General features: G+C 52.8%; 21 protein-coding genes and 2 pseudogenes. 18 read left to right on the top strand and 5 right to left on the bottom strand.

Going from position 1 to position 17,852, the window contains the following annotated elements:
• Both ACZYUB_RS13345 and ACZYUB_RS13350 read left to right on the top strand, forming a co-directional pair.
• Window positions 1-384, top strand: a 384-nt coding sequence (locus ACZYUB_RS13345; protein WP_463948617.1) for a hypothetical protein, incomplete at its 5' end; no start/stop codon positions are given.
• Window positions 385-404: 20 nt separating this feature from the next.
• Entirely contained in the window at window positions 405-1,046 is a 642-nt protein-coding gene (locus tag ACZYUB_RS13350) for a nuclease-related domain-containing protein (RefSeq protein ID WP_463948619.1), read from the top strand.
• Between the two features lie 279 nt (window positions 1,047-1,325).
• Here ACZYUB_RS13350 and ACZYUB_RS13355 read toward each other — a convergent pair whose 3' ends face one another.
• A complete protein-coding gene (locus tag ACZYUB_RS13355; protein ID WP_463948620.1) occupies window positions 1,326-1,634 on the bottom strand; it encodes a hypothetical protein in 309 nt (102 codons plus the stop codon).
• On the opposite strand from ACZYUB_RS13355, the gene ACZYUB_RS13360 reads away from it, so the two are divergent.
• The 16 genes and pseudogenes from ACZYUB_RS13360 to ACZYUB_RS13435 all read left to right on the top strand — a co-directional run bounded on the left by ACZYUB_RS13360 (window position 1,633) and on the right by ACZYUB_RS13435 (window position 13,916).
• A complete protein-coding gene (locus ACZYUB_RS13360; RefSeq protein ID WP_463948622.1) occupies window positions 1,633-2,049 on the top strand; it encodes an acyl carrier protein in 417 nt (138 codons plus the stop codon). The two genes, ACZYUB_RS13355 and ACZYUB_RS13360, sit on opposite strands and share 2 nt — an antisense overlap.
• 121 nt (window positions 2,050-2,170) lie before the next feature.
• Window positions 2,171-2,833, top strand: a complete 663-nt coding sequence (locus tag ACZYUB_RS13365; protein WP_463948624.1) for a hypothetical protein — start codon at window positions 2,171-2,173, stop codon at window positions 2,831-2,833.
• Between the two features lie 95 nt (window positions 2,834-2,928).
• Window positions 2,929-3,468, top strand: coding sequence for a hypothetical protein (locus tag ACZYUB_RS13370; protein WP_463948625.1), 540 nt, complete (start codon window positions 2,929-2,931; stop codon window positions 3,466-3,468).
• 486 nt (window positions 3,469-3,954) lie between these two features.
• Window positions 3,955-4,737, top strand: coding sequence for a hypothetical protein (locus ACZYUB_RS13375; protein ID WP_463948627.1), 783 nt, complete (start codon window positions 3,955-3,957; stop codon window positions 4,735-4,737).
• A gap of 153 nt (window positions 4,738-4,890) precedes the next feature.
• Window positions 4,891-5,241, top strand: a complete 351-nt coding sequence (locus ACZYUB_RS13380; RefSeq protein WP_463948629.1) for a DUF3147 family protein — start codon at window positions 4,891-4,893, stop codon at window positions 5,239-5,241.
• Window positions 5,242-5,632: 391 nt separating this feature from the next.
• Window positions 5,633-6,781: pseudogene (locus ACZYUB_RS13385) on the top strand (methyl-accepting chemotaxis protein); the annotation flags it as partial.
• Between the two features lie 205 nt (window positions 6,782-6,986).
• Entirely contained in the window at window positions 6,987-7,472 is a 486-nt protein-coding gene (locus tag ACZYUB_RS13390) for a GNAT family N-acetyltransferase (RefSeq protein WP_463948631.1), read from the top strand.
• Between the two features lie 38 nt (window positions 7,473-7,510).
• On the top strand, window positions 7,511-7,993 hold the full coding sequence (locus tag ACZYUB_RS13395) for a cupin domain-containing protein (protein WP_463948633.1): 483 nt from the start codon (window positions 7,511-7,513) through the stop codon (window positions 7,991-7,993).
• 164 nt (window positions 7,994-8,157) lie between these two features.
• On the top strand, window positions 8,158-8,571 hold the full coding sequence (locus ACZYUB_RS13400; RefSeq protein ID WP_463948635.1) for a ribosomal maturation YjgA family protein: 414 nt from the start codon (window positions 8,158-8,160) through the stop codon (window positions 8,569-8,571).
• A 101-nt stretch (window positions 8,572-8,672) separates the two neighbouring features.
• A pseudogene (locus ACZYUB_RS13405) lies at window positions 8,673-8,885 on the top strand (VF530 family protein); the annotation flags it as partial.
• A 430-nt stretch (window positions 8,886-9,315) separates the two neighbouring features.
• Complete coding sequence (locus tag ACZYUB_RS13410) at window positions 9,316-9,939, top strand: LysE family transporter (RefSeq protein WP_463948637.1); 624 nt, start codon at window positions 9,316-9,318, stop codon at window positions 9,937-9,939.
• A 285-nt stretch (window positions 9,940-10,224) separates the two neighbouring features.
• Window positions 10,225-11,241, top strand: a complete 1,017-nt coding sequence (locus ACZYUB_RS13415) for a GGDEF domain-containing protein (protein WP_463948639.1) — start codon at window positions 10,225-10,227, stop codon at window positions 11,239-11,241.
• Between the two features lie 170 nt (window positions 11,242-11,411).
• Window positions 11,412-11,795 (top strand): DUF4870 family protein, encoded by a 384-nt coding sequence (locus tag ACZYUB_RS13420; RefSeq protein ID WP_463948640.1) that lies wholly within the window; start codon window positions 11,412-11,414, stop codon window positions 11,793-11,795.
• A 197-nt stretch (window positions 11,796-11,992) separates the two neighbouring features.
• Entirely contained in the window at window positions 11,993-12,331 is a 339-nt protein-coding gene (locus ACZYUB_RS13425; protein WP_463948642.1) for a zinc ribbon domain-containing protein YjdM, read from the top strand.
• A 231-nt stretch (window positions 12,332-12,562) separates the two neighbouring features.
• Window positions 12,563-12,904: a hypothetical protein gene (locus ACZYUB_RS13430; RefSeq protein WP_463948643.1), complete on the top strand. Its 342-nt coding sequence runs from the start codon at window positions 12,563-12,565 to the stop codon at window positions 12,902-12,904.
• 220 nt (window positions 12,905-13,124) lie between these two features.
• On the top strand, window positions 13,125-13,916 hold the full coding sequence (locus tag ACZYUB_RS13435) for a bestrophin-like domain (protein ID WP_463948645.1): 792 nt from the start codon (window positions 13,125-13,127) through the stop codon (window positions 13,914-13,916).
• A gap of 90 nt (window positions 13,917-14,006) precedes the next feature.
• Here the strand turns inward: ACZYUB_RS13435 and fdxB are convergent, their stop codons facing one another.
• Genes fdxB through nifE form a run of 4 tightly spaced genes read right to left on the bottom strand, consistent with a single transcriptional unit; the run spans window position 14,007 to window position 17,660 of the window.
• Entirely contained in the window at window positions 14,007-14,291 is a 285-nt protein-coding gene (fdxB, locus tag ACZYUB_RS13440; RefSeq protein ID WP_463948647.1) for a ferredoxin III, nif-specific, read from the bottom strand.
• Window positions 14,292-14,323: 32 nt separating this feature from the next.
• Window positions 14,324-14,863, bottom strand: coding sequence for a NifB/NifX family molybdenum-iron cluster-binding protein (locus ACZYUB_RS13445; RefSeq protein WP_463948648.1), 540 nt, complete (start codon window positions 14,861-14,863; stop codon window positions 14,324-14,326).
• Window positions 14,856-16,262, bottom strand: a complete 1,407-nt coding sequence (nifN, locus tag ACZYUB_RS13450; protein WP_463948649.1) for a nitrogenase iron-molybdenum cofactor biosynthesis protein NifN — start codon at window positions 16,260-16,262, stop codon at window positions 14,856-14,858. The genes ACZYUB_RS13445 and nifN overlap by 8 nt, the downstream gene beginning before the upstream one ends.
• Window positions 16,263-16,271: 9 nt before the next feature.
• Complete coding sequence (gene nifE / locus ACZYUB_RS13455; RefSeq protein ID WP_463948653.1) at window positions 16,272-17,660, bottom strand: nitrogenase iron-molybdenum cofactor biosynthesis protein NifE; 1,389 nt, start codon at window positions 17,658-17,660, stop codon at window positions 16,272-16,274.
• Window positions 17,661-17,852: the final 192 nt, after the last annotated feature.

The raw sequence follows: 17,852 nt of genomic DNA on the forward strand, positions 1-17,852 counted from the left end.
CCAATGCGCTGTCAGCAGCATCTTGGTGGCCGATTAGGGTTCAGTTTGAATACCAACAATGGCACTGCTTTCTTCTTGGGTGTTAGCAGGCCCAGGTTAAACATCGGCACCAGCGCCTTGCTCTTCTTTGTTCCAAATAAATCCGTGAACCATGCCTGCATCAGCGGCGGTTCTTTGTTTTTTCAGGTTGAGATCGTTCGGATATTAAAGCGCTCTATTCTTCGTGACGCTGTTCAGGCCAATCTGTTTCATCAGCTCTATTTCGTTGCTGCCCAAGCGGCTGGCGTAGCTGGTTTCATCGTTACGGCACAACAAAAGTTTAAACACCGGACTGGCTATAAGCAGCCGCTCTTTATTCAACACCGGTTGCGGCCAGCCGGTTAAACAGACGTTAGGTATTTAAAGTGTTCCTCGAGATAACCATCATTATTGCCGCCATAACTTTTGGCTATAACGCAGGTAGATATAAATCATTTCTTCAGCAAAACACTGGCGAAGCATTATTTATCAAGGAAATCAAAGGCGAACTAGCAATTAACGGCAACGCATTTCACATTTTAAATAACATTACAGTCAAACTTCCTGATGGTTCGACAACTCAAATAGACCATATAATTATCTCTAGATATGGCGTCTTTGTTATCGAAACAAAGCATTACTCTGGTTGGTTATATGCAAATGAGCATGACAAACAATGGACGCAGGTGTTGTTTAGAAAGAAATTTCGGTTTCAGAATCCAATACGCCAAAACTATAAACACTTAAAAGCCATCGAATCTCTGCTCGATTTCTTACCTCCTGGTTTCGTTCATTCTGCAGTCGTCTTTACGGGTGATGCTGAGTTTAAAACGAACATCCCAGGTGGTGTATATACACCTAGAAAATTCATCAATTACTATAACTCGATGACAACTGAAATTCTGTCTGAAAATAGACTTCAATTTTGCATCGGCAGAATTGAAAGACTCAGAATGAAATTAACTAAAGAAACCGATGTGGAGCATGTTCAAAATTTGCGAAGTCGGCTTGGTGAAAAAAACACCTAACAAATAGTTTAAGTCGTTCGCTTCGCTCACTGGGACGCGCATAAAGCCGCGCGCCCCATAACTAAAATGTTGTGCGGTTTTCCAAGTAATCGAGTTGTAGTGGCAAGAGCGGTTTCAATAGCTGGCAATATTGAATCCTGCTGGTCTTCGAGCTCGGTCGTTGGGGTTGAGTGAATCAACCATACCAATGCGTTGGCAGCAGCATCTTGGCGGGCAATTAGAGTGCAGTTTGGATACCAGCAATGGCGCTGTTTTCTTCTGTGGTGTTAGCAGTCCAGGTTAAACATCAGCATCAGTGCCCTGCTCTTCTTTGTTCCAAATAAATCCGAGAACCATGCTTGCATCAGTGGCAGTTCTTTGTTTTATCAGGCTGGTCAGGTTCGGATATTTCGGCGTTCTATTCTTCGTGACGCTGTTCAGGCCAATCTGTCTCATCAGCGATATTTCGTTGTTGCCCAAGCGGTTGGTGTCGCTAGCTTCATCGCAACGGCACAACAAAAGTTTAAACACCGGACTGGCTATACGCAGCCGCTCCTTATCCAACACCGGTTGCAGCCAGCCGGTTAAACAGACGTTCGGCGGTATCATGAATACTATGCTCGGAATTGCCGTCCTAACCCTGACTGTGGTCGCTTGGTTATTCTTCGAAAAGCGACGGATGAAGCGGGAGATTGAAAACATATTTCGCGATAGACCGTCGTTCTCAGATAACGACTTCTACGCAGCTTTTTTTCAAGACTCCGGCATTTCATGCGAGATAGTTTCAGGCGTAAGGGAAGTCCTTGCGGAGGAACTTAATGTTGATGTGACTCGGATGATTCCCAATGATGACTTCTCGGGTAACCTGCGATTCCTCTTGGACAACGATTCAATGATTGATGTTGCTCTTATCGAAGGACTCGAGAAGCGCTTCAAGATTACAATCTTGGATAAAGAAGCTGAGAACACCAAAACTATTCATGACATCATCGCTCTCGTGCATAGAAAGACGATATCCATATGACACCTAACAAATAGTTTAAGTCGTTCGCTTCGCTCACTGGGACGCGCATAAAAGCCGCGCGCCCCATAACTAAAATGTTATGCTTTTGAGTGGGGATTTATCTAACATCTGGAGCTTCACCATGAGATGGTTTTTCATAATATATATGGCAATGCTAATTTGCGGATGCAGTAATATTGAGTCATTCAAAAAAACAGACAGGGAGATGATTCAAACATTAAATAGTAAAACAACAGACTGTCAGAGAGAGTCGTGCATCAACTATGAAAAAGTAGACAAAATCCCTTATGGGGAAGTCCCATTTTTTACATATGATTCATCACATTACCATATTATTGATGAAAACAGCCAGGTTTTTAATTTTAATGGTGATAAGTCATATGTTCTATCATTGGCACTTCCACAGTTAGAAAATAACCTATCCATAAAAATAAAAAGTTTTGAAACAAACTCTGGAATGAGGATTTCCCAAGGTGGATTCTTTGTTCCCATTGTTGAATTTTATGACAAGGAATTTTTCCATATAAAAAGAGAAATTGCCAACAACTTTACTGTCAACGACAACCTTGCCGCATTAGATATATCTGTTGGATATGAAGGGAGCTTTGATCTACCGAAGGAAACGGCATATATCCTTATACATACATCAAGTAAATATTTTGGGCAATCAAAATCATATTGCTGGGATGGAAACAGATTTAGTCCTATTAATGGAGATGCTTGTGGGACTACCTATACAAGACCGAATATACCGGAAGGTAAGCTTATCGTTACGATACATTAGGCTTTGCATAACAACAAATTTAATTCGTTCGCTACGCTCACTTGGGACACCGCAAGCGGCGCCCATTAATTAGATGTTAGCCAATACGGAGTTTTATGAAATACCTATACGCACTAGCACCAATAATTTTATTATTAAATTCTGGATTCACCACGAAAGCACCCTTTGAAAACAAACCAACCGAGATAGATGCCAAAAGCATATTTAGCACAAATCTTTCCCCAACAAAAAACTCAATTGTTTGCAGCCTATTATTTGACGAGCAAAACTCGAAAGATAGGGACTTATCCAACATATCAATCATAATAAGAGATAAAAATGACAAGCCACCCATATCCCTTCAACTCATAACATCAGGGAAAAATAAAGTATCCTCACGCGTACTCGTAGCTAAGGATATGAACACTAAAGAAGAATCCTACATGGAAATTGCCAAAGTCCCAGCCCCACAGAAAAAGTTATTTCTCGGTCTTACATATTTGAATAATGGCTACTTTTTTGCTGGCTGGCAATCTGATGATCAGGAACAAGGGTCTACAAGTTTCAAAATTGACTACATTGACCCAGGCGCAGCAGAAGTAGTTGCTGCAGGAATAACACCAGGCGGCACCTGTATGAATATTTCTAGCCAGTAGGGAAAAATCACTGCTTCACCAAGTGAATATGAGCCTGTCTAACTATTAGTTCAAGCCGCTCGCTTCGCTCACTGGGACGCGCATAAAAACGCGCGCCCCATAACTATAATATGGTGCGGTTTGCCAAGTAATTGAGTGGTAGTAGCAAGAGTGGTTGCAATATCAGGCAATATTGAATCCTGATGGCCTTAGAGCTCGGTCATTGAGGTTAGGTGAATCATCCAAACCAATGCGCTATCAACAGCATCTTGGCGGGCGTTCAGTTCGAATACCAACAATGATGCCGTTCAGGCCAATCTGTTTCGGCAGCTCTATTCCGTTGTTGCCCAAGCGGCTGGCGTAGCTGGTTTCATCGTTACGGCACAACAAAAGTTTAAACACCGGACTGGCTATACGCAGCCGTTCCTTATTCAAAACCGGTTGCAGCCAATCGCTTAAAACAGCCGTCTGAGGTTCCAATTCCGGCTTTTTTAGAGTAGCTGTCGTATGTCAGAAATAAGGCTTCCGATGCAGGTGCGCCCCGCCCGCTTTAAGGACGGTGAGCAAGTCTTTGAAGTTCCAAAATCGATGGTCGAGAAAAGCGATGAAATGTTTCTAGGCCTACAGCTAGTCTGCAACCGTAGACTTTTTGGTTACTGCTTTCGATCCTTGATGCCCAAGTATTTCACTTCGATGGGACGCGACAGCGGGGTGATGATTCGCAGTTTCGTTCCCTCGGATGAAGTTCTCCCAGAGATGACGTTCCCAGGGGACATAGATCTACTGATAATTCCCTATGAGGGCGATGAGCTTATCGTCTCACAAACGCTAACGGTAGAGTTGAAAGCCGTTAGGGCAACGTATGCAAAGCAGGGAAAGTCACCGAACCAATACGGCTTCTCTCAGGCTACGGCAATGCTGGAAAAGGGCTTCCCATTTGTAGCCGTTGGCCATCTCATAGTGTCGGACAGTAGCCCGGAAGACAAATGGCGCACTGTGTTGGCTACACGAGTAATAGATGCGAAGGCAGGCACCGTTGAGGAGCCTTGGGCGGTTGTCCGGGACATGCTGCCGTCGGATCTAATCCATCGATGCTTTAGACGTCTTGAGGTGAACAGCAAACAGCCGCAGCTTGGTCTTTTTGCTGCATACATGGGAAACAACGAAACCTGGTCACCTAACGGAAAAGCTGCTGAGCGAAATCCGAAAGCCGCTGTGCACACCATGGAGGCTGTCGCTCGTTACTATTACGCTAACGCTAATAGTTTCTTCGACACTCCTAGATACTAAAGTATGAGCTCTATTCCCTGTCCCCTAACCATCGGTTCAACGTGGGCATGGTCTGCTGCTGGCCAGCCGGTTAAACATACGTTATGTGAATAGAAGAGTGTGATGATTGAAGTCACCGAAATTAAGAGTTTGGATTAGCAGCAAAGGAATATCATGCTCTACCTTATCTCGAAATATCTTATCACTGCTGGCATGATCGTCTTGATATCCGAATTAGCAAAGCGCAGTGATCGCGTGGGGGCTGTGGTTGCCTCCTTGCCACTGGTGACGCTATTGACCTTAATCTGGCTCTATATTGAAGGGCAATCTGAATCAAAAATCAGCAACCATGCGTATTACACCTTCTGGTATGTAATACCGACATTACCCATGTTTATTCTGTTCCCCTATTTACACGCCAAGTTTGGCTTCATTCTTACGTTGATAGCGTGCATTTTAATTACAATTATTTCATTCGTGTTATTTGCCTCGATTGTGAAACGATTTGGCATACACCTTATGTGACGGCCAAACAGTGAACCAATAGTTACCTCTTCACTTCCCTCTCATCGGACGCGCAACAGCACGCACCCCATCGCTAAAAATGGCGCCCCTTGATCCTTTCTTCTGGGCGCCACGTATCTGACCCTCTGATTTTCAAAACGGTGTTTATCCTGGGAGACACTGGCTTAACGCTCTGTTGTCACCCACGATTATCGTCATTGAGGGGCCGGTTATCGCGCGAAGCAACCGATGCACATCGGTTTTGTAAACAACCGTTCCTGTCGCCCTATATCCAAAGGAGAAGTGTATGTTCCAGTGGGGTAAGCAACGAGACGAGCTGCGCGCCTGTCAGCAAGAAAACGCGGCCCTGAGTGCGCGCATGACCGCCATTCGCGAGGCGATGGCCATGATTGTGTTCACTCCCCAGGGACTCGTCATGGATGCCAACGACAAGTTTCTACACCTGATGGAGTATCGGTTGGAGGAAGTACAGGGCGTTCATCATCGCCTCTTTTGCTCGGCAGAATTGGCCGCGAGTCGCGACTACCAGTTGTTCTGGCAACGTCTGGCTCGCGGCGAAAGCTTCACCGATAAGTTCCAACGCCAGACCAAGTCTGGCCGTCGTGTCTGGCTCGAGGCGAGCTATATGCCGGTGCGCGCGGCAGACGGCAGTGTGTCTCAGGTCATCAAGTTGGCGGCCGATATTACCGCGGCAGTCGACGACGCCCAGCAACAACATGCGCTGATCACGGCCATCAATCGTTCGATGGCCGTCATTGCCTTCAATCCACAAGGAGAAGTGCTGACGGCCAATGAAAATTTTGAGCAGGTGATGGGCTACCGGCTGGCGGAGCTTCGTGGCCAACACCATAGAATTTTCTGTCCCCCCGGTTTGGCGACCAGCAGCGAATACCTTGATTTTTGGGCACAGCTGAATCGAGGCGAGTTTATTAGTGGCCTGTTTGAACGACGTACTCGTACTGGCGATGTCATCTGGTTACGCGCAACCTACAACCCGGTGTTCGATGGATCAGGCAAGCTCTATCAAATCGTCAAGTTTGCCACGGATGTCACCACCCAGATCCGCCGAAATCAGTTGGAAAGTGAAGCGGCCCGCCAAGCGTATGCCTCCGCCTTGCAAACCAGCGACAGTACAAAGCACGGCCGCCAGGTGGTGAATGAGAGTGCGCAAATGATGTTAACGATCGCATCACAACTGCAGCAGGCCGCGGCCGCTATCACGGCATTGAACCAGCAATCGGATCGCATCAGCAACATAGTCGGCACCATCCGCAGCATCGCCGACCAGACCAATCTGCTGGCCCTCAATGCGGCCATCGAAGCTGCACGCGCCGGTGAGTTTGGCCGTGGATTTGCCGTTGTTGCCGATGAGGTCCGCAGCCTGGCCGCCCGTACCAGCCAGGCAACCGAGGAGATTGTGGAGGTGGTAAAACACAATCAGCAATTAACTCAAGCCGTGGTGGCGGGCATGGAGGCCAACCAGCAGCAGGCCGAGCAGGGGGTTGCCAGGGTTCAGCAGGCCGATCAGGTCATTGCCGACATCCAGCAGCAGGCGCTCTCCGTGGTCGAGGCCGTCAGCCATGTGGCACAGTCGCGGGAGGAATAGCGCCGAGACGGCATCACCAGCCGCGGCATCGGTGCGGTGTGCTAGCAGAGTTGGCCCCTGCGCAGGTTCCAGCGCCAACGCTACACTCGCGTTGTGCGCTGCGATAGGATGACAAGCAACCGTCACAGCGAGGAGCCCGATGACGATGACCCCTGAGCCAGCCATCGTGCAATTTCGTCCAGCCAGCGACGCCGATCTGCCCTATCTGCTCGCGTTGCGCCAACGCACCATGGATCCGCACTTTCACGCTGCCGGGCTCCCCTGCGCCGAGTCGGACCATTGGCTGCGGATCCGTCTGCGTTATGACTGTGCCCAGCTGATCCTGCTCGGCGGACAGCCGGTGGGGCTGCTCAAGCTGGTCCAGGAGGGGGCCATCTGGGATCTGATCCAGTTGCAGCTCACTCCCGAAGTACAGGGCAGCGGTCTGGGAAGCCGGCTCCTGCGTCAGATCCAGCACCAGGCTCGTCAAGCGCAGGCTGCAGTCCAGCTCAGTGTGTTCAAGAGCAATCCCGCGCTGCGGCTTTACCAGCGCGTCGGCTTCGTCATTGATGGCGAAGACACACACAGCTACCAGATGCTATGGCGGCCCGAGCGCAACACAGCCACATCTAACGGCCAACCATGACGATGAATGAATAAGACAATGTGTAAGGTAAGGAGTCCATGATGACCGCGCTTAAACCCATCCCGGCCGCCGATGTCGCCATCAACAGCGTAAAAACCCTGTATCCCGAACCCTTTGCCGCCCTGGTCGCGGGCCGGAGCAAACGCAAACTCGGGGAGCAGTTCGGATTAACGAACTTCGGCGTCAACTTGACCCAGCTCGCACCGGGTGCCATATCGGCACTCAGTCACCACCATTCCCGGCAAGATGAGTTCATCTACATTCTCTCCGGCACCGCTATTCTGCGCTTGGGTGACAACGAACAAGTCATGACGGCGGGGGATTGTATGGGTTTTAAAGCCGGCAGCCCCCTGGGCCATCAATTAGTCAACCGCTCTGCCGAAGAGGTGGTCTATCTGGAAGTTGGCGACCGGACTCCAGGCGATGCCGTCACCTATCCGGAGGATGACCTGGCGTTTAACGCCCGCGCCGATGGCACCTGGGCCATCAGCCATAAAGATGGCACTCCCTATTCAGACTAACGAGATGTCCCGAATAGCCGATCGCTCGCCACTGCGCGGGGGCGCCAAGGATGGCGTGATGCCCCCCATGGCGGAGTTCACGACAGGTCAGCCTGGCTTCCTGGTCGATGGCGCATAGTTAGGACCGGCGATTGAGACTTCAGGTATATAAATACGAGAAATATATGGCTATTGGTTTCAATAAATATTATGCGCTGCTGGCTGTTCTGCTATTTGGCGTGGAGTTGGTTATCGCCCTCTGGGTTCATGACACCCTGATCCGTCCATTTATCGGCGATGTTCTGGTGGTGATGTTCTTATTCTGCCTTTTGCGTACCGTTATTCAGATCAATAACCAGTGCTTGATTCTTGGAGTGCTGATTTTTTCTTATGCGGTGGAGATAGGCCAGTATTTCCAGTTGGCGCAATGGCTGGGATTGGCGCAATATCCTATCGCGCGCATTGTCATTGGCTCGACGTTCGATGGTATGGATTTGCTCGCTTATACGCTCGGAGCTCTGTTGTTATCTGCCACCCATATTATTGTCACTACAAAAACAAATTATATTTCATCAAACCCCAACAATGACAAACATTAAATACTGCCATCAGAGAAATATAAACACCATATGTCGCCGCAATGCCTTTTCACCGCAAGTCATGGTATAATGCGCAAAATATAGTTATCGCCGGATCTATCATGACCAAAGAAATTGATTATAGCAATAACCCACTGCACGGTTTGAGTTTAAAACAACTGACCACAGAATTGGTCGAGCATTATGGTTTTACCATTTTATATGCTTATTTAAATATCAATTGTTTTAAAAGCAATCCCAGTATCGATTCCAGCGTTAAATTCCTTAAAAAAACCGATTGGGCGCGCGAAAAAGTAGAAGCCTTCTATATGTACCAGTTCAAGAGCCTACCCCGCGCCTCGGCGGAGCAGTTTGAACTGCCGCCGCGCGATCGGATCGTTCCTGCCACCGACAAGCCAGGGGCTCCGGCCGAGCTGAGCCTGGAAGATGCCGAACGTTTGCGGGAAAAACGGGCCCAGAAAGCGGCAAGCCATCAGGCAAACCGTGGCAACAGTGCGCGCTCCGGCTCGAATGCACGCTCAGGCTCGGGCTCTCGTAGCGAGCCCCGTCGCGCAGCATCTGAAGTTCCCACCAACGCCGAAGGCAAAGTGGATCCCTGGGCGAAGTGGCGCAAGTAACCGGGACTCCGGCTCACCCGCGCCATTTCACTGCCGCTTGAGTCCAGACGCCATCCAGCGAGCTCTTACTGGTAGCCATAGTCCCTTCGGTTGCGGTATGGTCGAGCAAACAGTGAAAGGAGTCCTGATGATGGCGTTTGATATCTGGTTAGCGTTTTTTACCGCCTGTTGGGTGATCAGTCTTTCCCCGGGCGCGGGAGCCATCGCCTCCATGTCCAGCGGGTTGCAGTTTGGCTTCTTGCGTGGCTACTGGAACGTCATCGGCCTGCAGTTAGCGCTGGCGGTGCAGATCCTCATCGTCGCCGCTGGCGTCGGTGCGGTATTAACCGCCTCGGCGCTGGCCTTTAATCTGATTAAATGGTTCGGCGTGGCATATCTGGTCTACCTGGCCATCAAGCAGTGGCAACAACAACCATCCACCATTACCACCGAACAGCAGCAGCCGCAGGTCGATCCACTGGCCATGATCGTGAAAGGATTTCTGGTGAATATCAGTAATCCCAAGGCCATTGTCTTTATGCTGGCGGTATTGCCACAATTTATCGATCCGGCGCAGGCGTTAATCCCCCAATACGGCATCATGATGCTGACCATGATTGCGGTGGATATGATCGTCATGGCCGGATATACCTGTTTGGCGGTCAAGGTGTTATTATTTTTACGGACGCCACGGCAACAGCGGATATTAAACCGCAGCTTCGCCAGTCTATTTTTAGGGGCGGCATCCCTGCTGTCGTTTGTTCATCGCTAATCGCCACGTCAGCCGGGGAGAAGAATCGATGCTTGAATTGCGCCCCGGTTGTGAGTGTTGTGTTTTTTGAACAGGATTGGCTTTCGCAAATAAATACTTTCACTCGTCAGCTGACCCATTGCTTTATCACTAACCCTCACTACTATCAGTCAGGATGGCGACCCGTGATATTCTTTGCGCACGCGACTATTCGCCGACTGTTCACTGATGCTTTTACTTTGCCGATACGGCCCCTGATGTTGACAATCAGGATCCAATTGAAAGTCTTGCTATGGAATTTGCAGTATGGCGCATGAACGACAGGGATTGATGCGTTCATTATTCGACGAATACATCACCATGTATGCCTCGAGGGATGATCGATTAACCACGCGATTTAGTGATAACTTCAGTGGTTATGCCGGTAGCAGCGATATTCTCGTGACCGACAAAGCCGAGTGGATACGTATTACCCGCCTCGACTTCGCTCAAGTGCCAAAACCCCTGCGCATCGAGATGCTGGATTTATCCCTGCAGGATCTCGCCGACGATATTCTGGTCATTACCGCGTTTTTCCATATTCATCTGCCCGACCCGGAAGAAATACTCTCCCGCGAAACCGCCCGCCTGGTGCTGATATTCCGCCTCGAAGGCGAAACCTGGATGATTGCGCACAGCGGTATCTCCATCCCCTATGGCCTGGCCCATGGCGGCGAAATTTATCCCATGACCCGGCTGGAGGAGCGCAAGCGCGAGCTGGAGCAGCTGATTGAAGCGCGGACCCAGGAGTTGGCGGAAGCCAACCGGCAGTTGGAGATCCTCAGCAATACCGATGGCTTGACCAACATCGGGAATCGCCGCTACTTCGATCGCGTATTGCAAGAAGAGTGGAATCGCGGTCATCGCGCTGCAACGCCGTTAGCCTTGATCATGCTCGATATTGACTACTTTAAACGGTTCAACGACCACTATGGTCACCTGGCGGGTGATGCTTGCCTACAACGGCTGGCCCATGCGTTATGCCAGTCTGGCCGTCGTGCCGGAGAGTTGATCGCCCGCTATGGCGGCGAGGAATTTGTCGTCCTGCTGCCCAATGCCGATAGCCGGGCCGCCCTGGATACCGCCCGCCATATCCAACGCGTGCTGACGGATTTGGCAATCCCCCATCACCAGACCAGCCCGGGTATTGTCACGGTGAGCCTGGGTGTGGCCAGTATGATCCCGAGCAGCGACTATTCCCCCGTCGAACTGGTTCGCCAAGCCGATGCGGCTCTGTATCAGGCGAAACAATCCGGGCGTAATTGCATTCGCAGTTATGGATAACGCCTCAACACGGATCGTCGTTGAATGAACAATATAGGACTAAGCAGGATCCAGTATTCATATTGGCGACTTGATCCGCGATGAAGATGAACGTCGCAATAGAGCGAGTTCAGAATATTGAAAAAATATTCACATCATTAGATGGCCGATGAATTAATCATGATAAATTCATGAACCATTATTTTAATCAGGGAGCACAACGTATGGATAACTCGGTAGCAATCAAACCCACCACCGAAGGCACTGCCAAGCTGGTTTATATTTTATATCTGGTCGGTATCGTCTTTGGTATTACCGGTATTGTTGGCGTCGTCATGGCGTATATCAACAAAGACGAGGCCCCGGACTGGCTGAAAAGCCATTACCAATTCCAGATCCGCACCTTCTGGATTGGCGGTCTCTATCTGCTGATCGGCACCCTGCTCTCCGTGATCCTGATCGGCTGGCTGGTGATCCTGTTCTGGGTGGTCTGGCTCATCGTTCGCGCCGTCAAGGGCATGAAATTCCTGGATGCCAAGGAAGCCCACCCGAATCCTAGCGGCTGGATGTTCTGACGCATCGCGCAATCCGGGATAAAAAGCCTCGAAAGAGGCTTTTTTCATGGCCGAGAAAACCTTCTTGTCGCTGTGGGTACACCAACAGGGCGACAAGCGCTATCATAGCGCCCCCTGGACAGTCCGCTGTCCTGATCCATCCCCGCAGCATGGGTCGTTTGGCCCGGCCGATTTATTCCATTGATGAAAGGTGCAGCATGAGCAATTTACCCCAGTGTCCCCAGTGCAGTTCAGAATTTACCTATGAAGACGGTAGCATGTATGTCTGCCCGGAATGCGCCCATGAATGGTCTCAGAACGCCGTCGAAGAGGTCGAAGAAAAGCGCGTGATCCGCGACTCGGTCGGTAACGAACTGCAAGATGGCGATACCATCACGGTGATCAAGGATCTGAAAGTCAAAGGCTCCTCCCTGGTGATCAAGGTCGGTACCAAGGTCAAGAACATCCGTCTGGTGGATGGTGATCATGACATCGACTGCAAGATTGACGGCATCGGCGCCATGCAGCTCAAATCCGAATTTGTGAAGAAGGCCTGAGGCCTGTCGTCCTTGAATGGCCCCTCGTCCTGTGCGAGGGCCGTTCACTCCCCGACACACTACTCACCGCTCACCGCTCACCGCTCACCGCTCACCGCTCACCGCTCACCGATATGTTCCAGCCGAGACCGGCAATTCTCCATTTATCTGCTTGATTTGCCCGTATTTTTATGCAAAAAAGGCAACCTCTTCTACCCTTAGACTGACCGGTCAGCCACTTGCGGAGCTCTTATGCCAGCCGAAACAACCTCGTTGCCGGGAGGCAAACTCACCCTGGTATTCCGGATCGAACCCGGCTGCCTGGGACCGGATGGCAAAGACTATATCGAGGAGTTCTGCCTGCTGGTGCAAAAAGCCTTCGAGCAGACCCACCAGCGCACCGTGGTGCTGGAGATAATTCCCCGTTTCGACAAGCAGTTACCGGAAACTGAATATCGGATTGGCGAACGAGGACTGAGCAAGGAAAAAGCCGCACGTCTGCTGGCGGCGCTGGGCAAAGATCTCGATGCCCTGGAGAGTCAGCTCAATGACGCCCTGCCGAATCTGATTGAGCACTACTTGGCACGCGGATAACAGGTCTCCTCCCCCGCCAGCTGATTGGTCACGATCATCCCCTCGCCTTCTCCTGTGCTGACCCAGGCCTGCAGCGCCTGAACCCGTGCTTGCCATTGAGGCTCCAGGCCTCTGCAACCGCCCGGTAAGCGGACCAGACAGCCTGCTATGCTTGATTCATCAAGGCGTGCATCATCAAGCCGCGGGTGCCACCCGCCCACTTCGTCATGGAGAACGCATCATGGATCTGATCCAGATGGCTAGTAGCGCCACGCTCGGGCTGTTTTTCGGCATGCTGCTGTTTTTGGAGATCGGTCGCCGGATTGGCTTGCATCACCTGGCCCGTGAAGGAGGCTTGGCGCGTGGCGTCAGCACGGCAGAAGGTGCCGTCTTCGCCCTGTTGGGCCTGCTGATCGCGTTCACCTTCTCCGGTGCCGCCAGCCGTTTTGAGGACAGGCGCCATCTCATCACCGAGGAGGCCAATGCCATCGGCACCGCCTATCTGCGCCTCGATCTATTGCCTGCCGCCAGCCAATCCCGGCTACAGAAATTATTTTACGACTATACCGGGGTGCGAGGGCATGTGTATCACAATGCCAAAGACCTGGTGGGAGTACAGCAACGACTAAATGAAACCACCCGGCTGCAGAATCAAATCTGGCAACAGACCCTGCTTGCCGCTCGGGCACCTGAAGCCCCTGCCCACGCCATGATGCTGTTGGTACCGGCCCTGAACGAGATGATCGACATCACCACCACCCGCTGGATGGTGACCCAGAACCATCCGCCGCTGGTGATATTTTTGCTCTTGGCATTTCTGAGTCTGATGGGCTCGTTACTGATTGGCTACGAGATGGCGGAAAATCCGCACCGCAGCTGGCTCCATTGCGTCGCCTTCGCCTGCATCATGTCGTTATGCATCTATGTGATTGTCGATATGGAATTCCCCCGCTTGGGGCTCTTCACCATTACCGCCGCCGATCAGGTGTTGCTCGATCTGCAGGCCAGCATGCTGCCGGATCTGCAGAAATAAGCCCTCCACCGCGGTAACAGCCGCCATCGGACAGAAGCAGTGGCTACCACATGCCCGGGGCCGGACATGTGGTATCGCCAGGAGTAATTCCTAGCTGTAGCTGTGGCAGTTCTTCGGACAGACCCGGGAGCAGGCGCCGCAGCCGATGCAGTCATCCGCATCGCTGACGGTCATCACCATGGCGACATCATCCTGATCTTCATCATCGAAGTCGTCCCCCAGTACTTCACTTTTTTCTTTTAAATCAAAAACATCCCGTGAACAAACTTTATAGCAACGGCCACAGCCGATGCAGGTGGCGTAGTTCACAGCGGTCACAAACTTCGGCTGCCACGGCTTGCCGCCGCGGGTCAGACCGGTAATGGTGGTGGTCATGGGCACAACTCTCCTTGTGGTTGGAAAACGGGTTACTCCTCATCCCAGCTGGAATGCTCCAGCGCCTGGATGCGGTCGGGATCGCGGTTCCGGCTCTTGCGCTCGGGGGCGGCCTGACGCGCTGCGGCAGGCCACTGCAACTGCAATTGGCGGATCAACTGACTGATGGGAGTTCCCGCGTCCACCCGGATGGCGCGAATACCCGCCGCCAGCAGTTGACGGAACACCGACTCCCCCACCGCTACGCAAAACACGGCGAAACAGTCGTGGATCACCTCCATCCGGCTCTCCAGCTTGGCCAGGCTGTGTCCCTGCTCGATACGAAATTCGGTCACCTGCAGCAACTCGGCGCGCTCTGGCTCGACGCCATACACCAGCAGAGCCTCGCAGGAGCCGAAATGCTGATCGACACGCTTGTGGTCGGCACTGGCAAACGCCACTTTCAAGGTTGCCGTCTGGGGATCACTCAGGGTTAATTGCCGTTCGATATGGTTAAACCCCTCGATGTGACTAGCCCCCTTGGTGTGATCAGAACCATTCATGTGATCAGACCCCTTGATGTGATCAGACATAGCGCAGCTCCTCGGCCATCAACTCGGCAGTAAATTGTTGTTTGAGCGGAGAATGGTGTACCGCACGGCCATTACAGCGCTCCTGCATCAGATTGCCAATCTCGAACAGGGTATCGCGCATACCGGCATACCCCTGACGGGTGCGCCGGAACTCGCCCATGCGGTCATAAATGGGAAAGCCGATACGCAGCAGCGGAATATCCAGCTCGGCCGCCAAATCAGCGCCATGGGAGTTGCTGAGCAATAAATCCACCGCACGGGCGGTTAACGGCCCTGACGCACGCGGGTCTATGCCATCGACCAGATCCTGCAGATCGCCGATGCGGACCGACTCCACCGGCAGCCCGGCAAGCCACGGCTGATTCACCGGCGCCACCACGCTGCAGGGGTGCAGACCGACGCTCTGGGCAAAGCTGACCCAGGCCATCAGTAAGTCAGCCTCCGCACCGATCGCCATGCGCCGACCATTAACCCAGGTGTGGGTATCGATCATGGCATCCTGCAACTGGCCGCGACTGCGTTCGATCCACTCCGGCACCGGGCGCTCGGCCAGGCGCTGCAGGGTGAGAATGAAGCGATCCATCTCGGCCAGCGTCATCAGATGGGCAAAACTATGGCTCTCCACACCGGTGCGTTTTTGTAACAGCTGACCGGCTCGAGCCAGAGACGGGCCGATCACCAGAGTGGCGGCACTCTGCCCCAGCTGGCGCAGTGCCAGCACATCGGTGCCGCCTTGTGACACCGGCAAATAGTCACCACGGGCCAGATGACCATCCATGGAGTGAGCCAGATCCGGTACCAGTACCGGCTGCAGGCCAAAGGCTTCCACATAACTGCGGATGAGCTCGATATCGCCGGGAGTCAGCATATGACTGAGCAGCAGGTTCACCCGCTTCTTGCGCAAGGTACGCACCGCCTGCTCGGGCACCAGTTGCTCAATCAAGGCTTCGACCAGGGTGGCAAAACCATTCTCCATGGAGCCATAGAAATCGGGGGTGTTGAGGTGCACCACCTCGATCCGGTCATGCTTGGGATAACTCAGGCGGAACGCCTTGATGGCCCGGGTCATCTCGGCGCCCTGGGCCTCGGCCAGCCCCGAGCTCATCAGCACGACAATGCGTGGATTGCTGCGCTCGCACAGGGTCGCGAGTGCCTGCAGAATATTGTCGTCGGAGCCCATGATGGTGGTGATGGGATCCATAGCCGTGGACTGCAAGGGCACCGGCTCATGAAAATGCTGGATAAAGAACACCTTGGCAAAGGCACTGCAGCCTTGCGCGCCATGAATGAGCGGAATGCAGCGATCCAGTCCCAGACTACCGAGGATGGCCCCCAGCGGTTGTCCGCTCTTGATCGGGCGGGTGGCAACCGGTTTGTTCGGTTTGATGATCAGCGCCATAACAACCTCCTATCCCTGAACCGTCGTGTGCCATGGCGCACGACTCTTGGCCTGGGGCCAGATCGGGCTTTCCAGGGTCAGACAAATCTGCCGCGCCAACTCCACCATGCCGTCATAACCGGCAAAGGCATGTTCCCGCTCCTGATTCACATCTAAAAACGGCAGCTTGGCCTTGTAGGCGGTATACATGTTGCGGCCCCCCGCAATCATCAGATCGGCGCGCTGCTCGTGGGCCACATCCAGCAGCAGACGCGGATTGCCCTCATCCAGCATGATGGCATCCTCCCCCATCAGCTCGCGGATCCGCGCCTTGTCCTCTTCAGTAGATTTGCGGGTGCCGGTGGCTACCACAATCATCCCCAGATCCTGCAACGCCGACACCACGGACCAGGACTTGACGCCGCCGGTGTAGAGCAACACCCGTTTACCGGTCAACCGAGGCCGGAACTCTGCCAACTGCGCTTCGACCCGCGCCTCTTCGCGGGCGATCAGCGCCTCGGTACGCGCCTGCAGATCCGGATCCTGCAGTCCCTGAGCGATGGCTCGCAGGGAGTCGGACATATCGCGCACGCCGTAGAAACTGCCTTCAAACCAGGGAGTGCCGAAGCGGTCTTCTAATTTTCGCGCCACATTGATCAGCGCCCGGGAGCAGACCAGCATGTTCAGTTCACTGCGATGGATGGTCTGCACCTCGGCAAAGCGCGCATCGCCGGCCAGGGTGCAGAGCACCCGCACCCCCAGCTCATCCAGCAGCGGCAATACATTCCAGAACTCTCCGGCGATATTGAACTCGCCCACCAGCGCGATACTGTGGCCCCGTGCGGCGGGGATGGCAAAATGCTCCGGCCAGGGCGCCGGCTCCCGGTGGCCGATCACCCGATCCACCATCACATCGCCGGCAATCCGGTTCCCGAGATTCTTGCTGCCATAGAAGCCGGCGGCATCGACCGCGATCACCGGCACGCCCAGCTTGTCGGCGGTGACCCGGCAGATGGCCTCGATATCATCGCCTTCCATCGCCGGAACACAGGTGTTGTAAACAAAGACTGCCGCCGGTTGGTAGCGCTCGACGATCTGTTTGATGCCGTGGTAGAGACGTCGCTCACCCCGGCCCATGATCACATCCTGCTCGCTCAAGTCGGTGGTAAACCCCAACCGGAACAGGGTCGGCCCGGAGCTGTGAGTCCCGCGGTTATCCCAGGAGCTACCGACACAACCGATGGGGCCGTGCACCACATGGGCGACATCGGCAATGGGTAATAAAGTGATTTGGGCACCATCGAAGGCACAGCCCCCCGCCGTGGCCCCCGGCTTGGGCGCGCTACAGCCCGATTTGGATTTACCGTTGTGCTGACACCCAGGCTCATCCATCAATGCAGCGATCTCATTTCCCTTCATAACCACTCCTTGTGGGATACGACCGAACCGATTGCTTACCCTCGAGATAAGCCTGCAAGAGGTACTGCAAGGGACAAACCAAATATAAGACAATGATTTTTATAGTTTTATTTTTGTAGCGTTTCAGACATGAGCGACAAGTGCCAACGCTTGTACTATTCACCACAGATCCGTCACCACAGCGTCAGTCGC

Source organism: Pseudaeromonas sp. HNCC25DJ182 (assembly GCF_055413365.1).

What these genes read in the sequence shown, in the direction of transcription:
- ACZYUB_RS13355 (WP_463948620.1), bottom strand. Translation starts at nt 1,634, where the DNA reads ATGATACCGCCGAACGTCTGTTTAACCGGCTGGCTGCAACCGGTGTTG.
- fdxB (WP_463948647.1), bottom strand. Translation starts at nt 14,291, where the DNA reads ATGACCACCACCATTACCGGTCTGACCCGCGGCGGCAAGCCGTGGCAG.
- ACZYUB_RS13400 (WP_463948635.1), top strand. Translation starts at nt 8,158, where the DNA reads ATGGCTATTGGTTTCAATAAATATTATGCGCTGCTGGCTGTTCTGCTA.
- ACZYUB_RS13370 (WP_463948625.1), top strand. Translation starts at nt 2,929, where the DNA reads ATGAAATACCTATACGCACTAGCACCAATAATTTTATTATTAAATTCT.
- ACZYUB_RS13420 (WP_463948640.1), top strand. Translation starts at nt 11,412, where the DNA reads ATGAACCATTATTTTAATCAGGGAGCACAACGTATGGATAACTCGGTA.
- ACZYUB_RS13365 (WP_463948624.1), top strand. Translation starts at nt 2,171, where the DNA reads ATGAGATGGTTTTTCATAATATATATGGCAATGCTAATTTGCGGATGC.
- nifE (WP_463948653.1), bottom strand. Translation starts at nt 17,660, where the DNA reads ATGAAGGGAAATGAGATCGCTGCATTGATGGATGAGCCTGGGTGTCAG.
- ACZYUB_RS13410 (WP_463948637.1), top strand. Translation starts at nt 9,316, where the DNA reads ATGATGGCGTTTGATATCTGGTTAGCGTTTTTTACCGCCTGTTGGGTG.
- ACZYUB_RS13415 (WP_463948639.1), top strand. Translation starts at nt 10,225, where the DNA reads ATGGCGCATGAACGACAGGGATTGATGCGTTCATTATTCGACGAATAC.
- ACZYUB_RS13375 (WP_463948627.1), top strand. Translation starts at nt 3,955, where the DNA reads ATGTCAGAAATAAGGCTTCCGATGCAGGTGCGCCCCGCCCGCTTTAAG.
- ACZYUB_RS13360 (WP_463948622.1), top strand. Translation starts at nt 1,633, where the DNA reads ATGAATACTATGCTCGGAATTGCCGTCCTAACCCTGACTGTGGTCGCT.
- ACZYUB_RS13435 (WP_463948645.1), top strand. Translation starts at nt 13,125, where the DNA reads ATGGATCTGATCCAGATGGCTAGTAGCGCCACGCTCGGGCTGTTTTTC.
- nifN (WP_463948649.1), bottom strand. Translation starts at nt 16,262, where the DNA reads ATGGCGCTGATCATCAAACCGAACAAACCGGTTGCCACCCGCCCGATC.
- ACZYUB_RS13430 (WP_463948643.1), top strand. Translation starts at nt 12,563, where the DNA reads ATGCCAGCCGAAACAACCTCGTTGCCGGGAGGCAAACTCACCCTGGTA.
- ACZYUB_RS13445 (WP_463948648.1), bottom strand. Translation starts at nt 14,863, where the DNA reads ATGTCTGATCACATCAAGGGGTCTGATCACATGAATGGTTCTGATCAC.
- ACZYUB_RS13380 (WP_463948629.1), top strand. Translation starts at nt 4,891, where the DNA reads ATGCTCTACCTTATCTCGAAATATCTTATCACTGCTGGCATGATCGTC.
- ACZYUB_RS13425 (WP_463948642.1), top strand. Translation starts at nt 11,993, where the DNA reads ATGAGCAATTTACCCCAGTGTCCCCAGTGCAGTTCAGAATTTACCTAT.
- ACZYUB_RS13395 (WP_463948633.1), top strand. Translation starts at nt 7,511, where the DNA reads ATGATGACCGCGCTTAAACCCATCCCGGCCGCCGATGTCGCCATCAAC.
- ACZYUB_RS13390 (WP_463948631.1), top strand. Translation starts at nt 6,987, where the DNA reads ATGACGATGACCCCTGAGCCAGCCATCGTGCAATTTCGTCCAGCCAGC.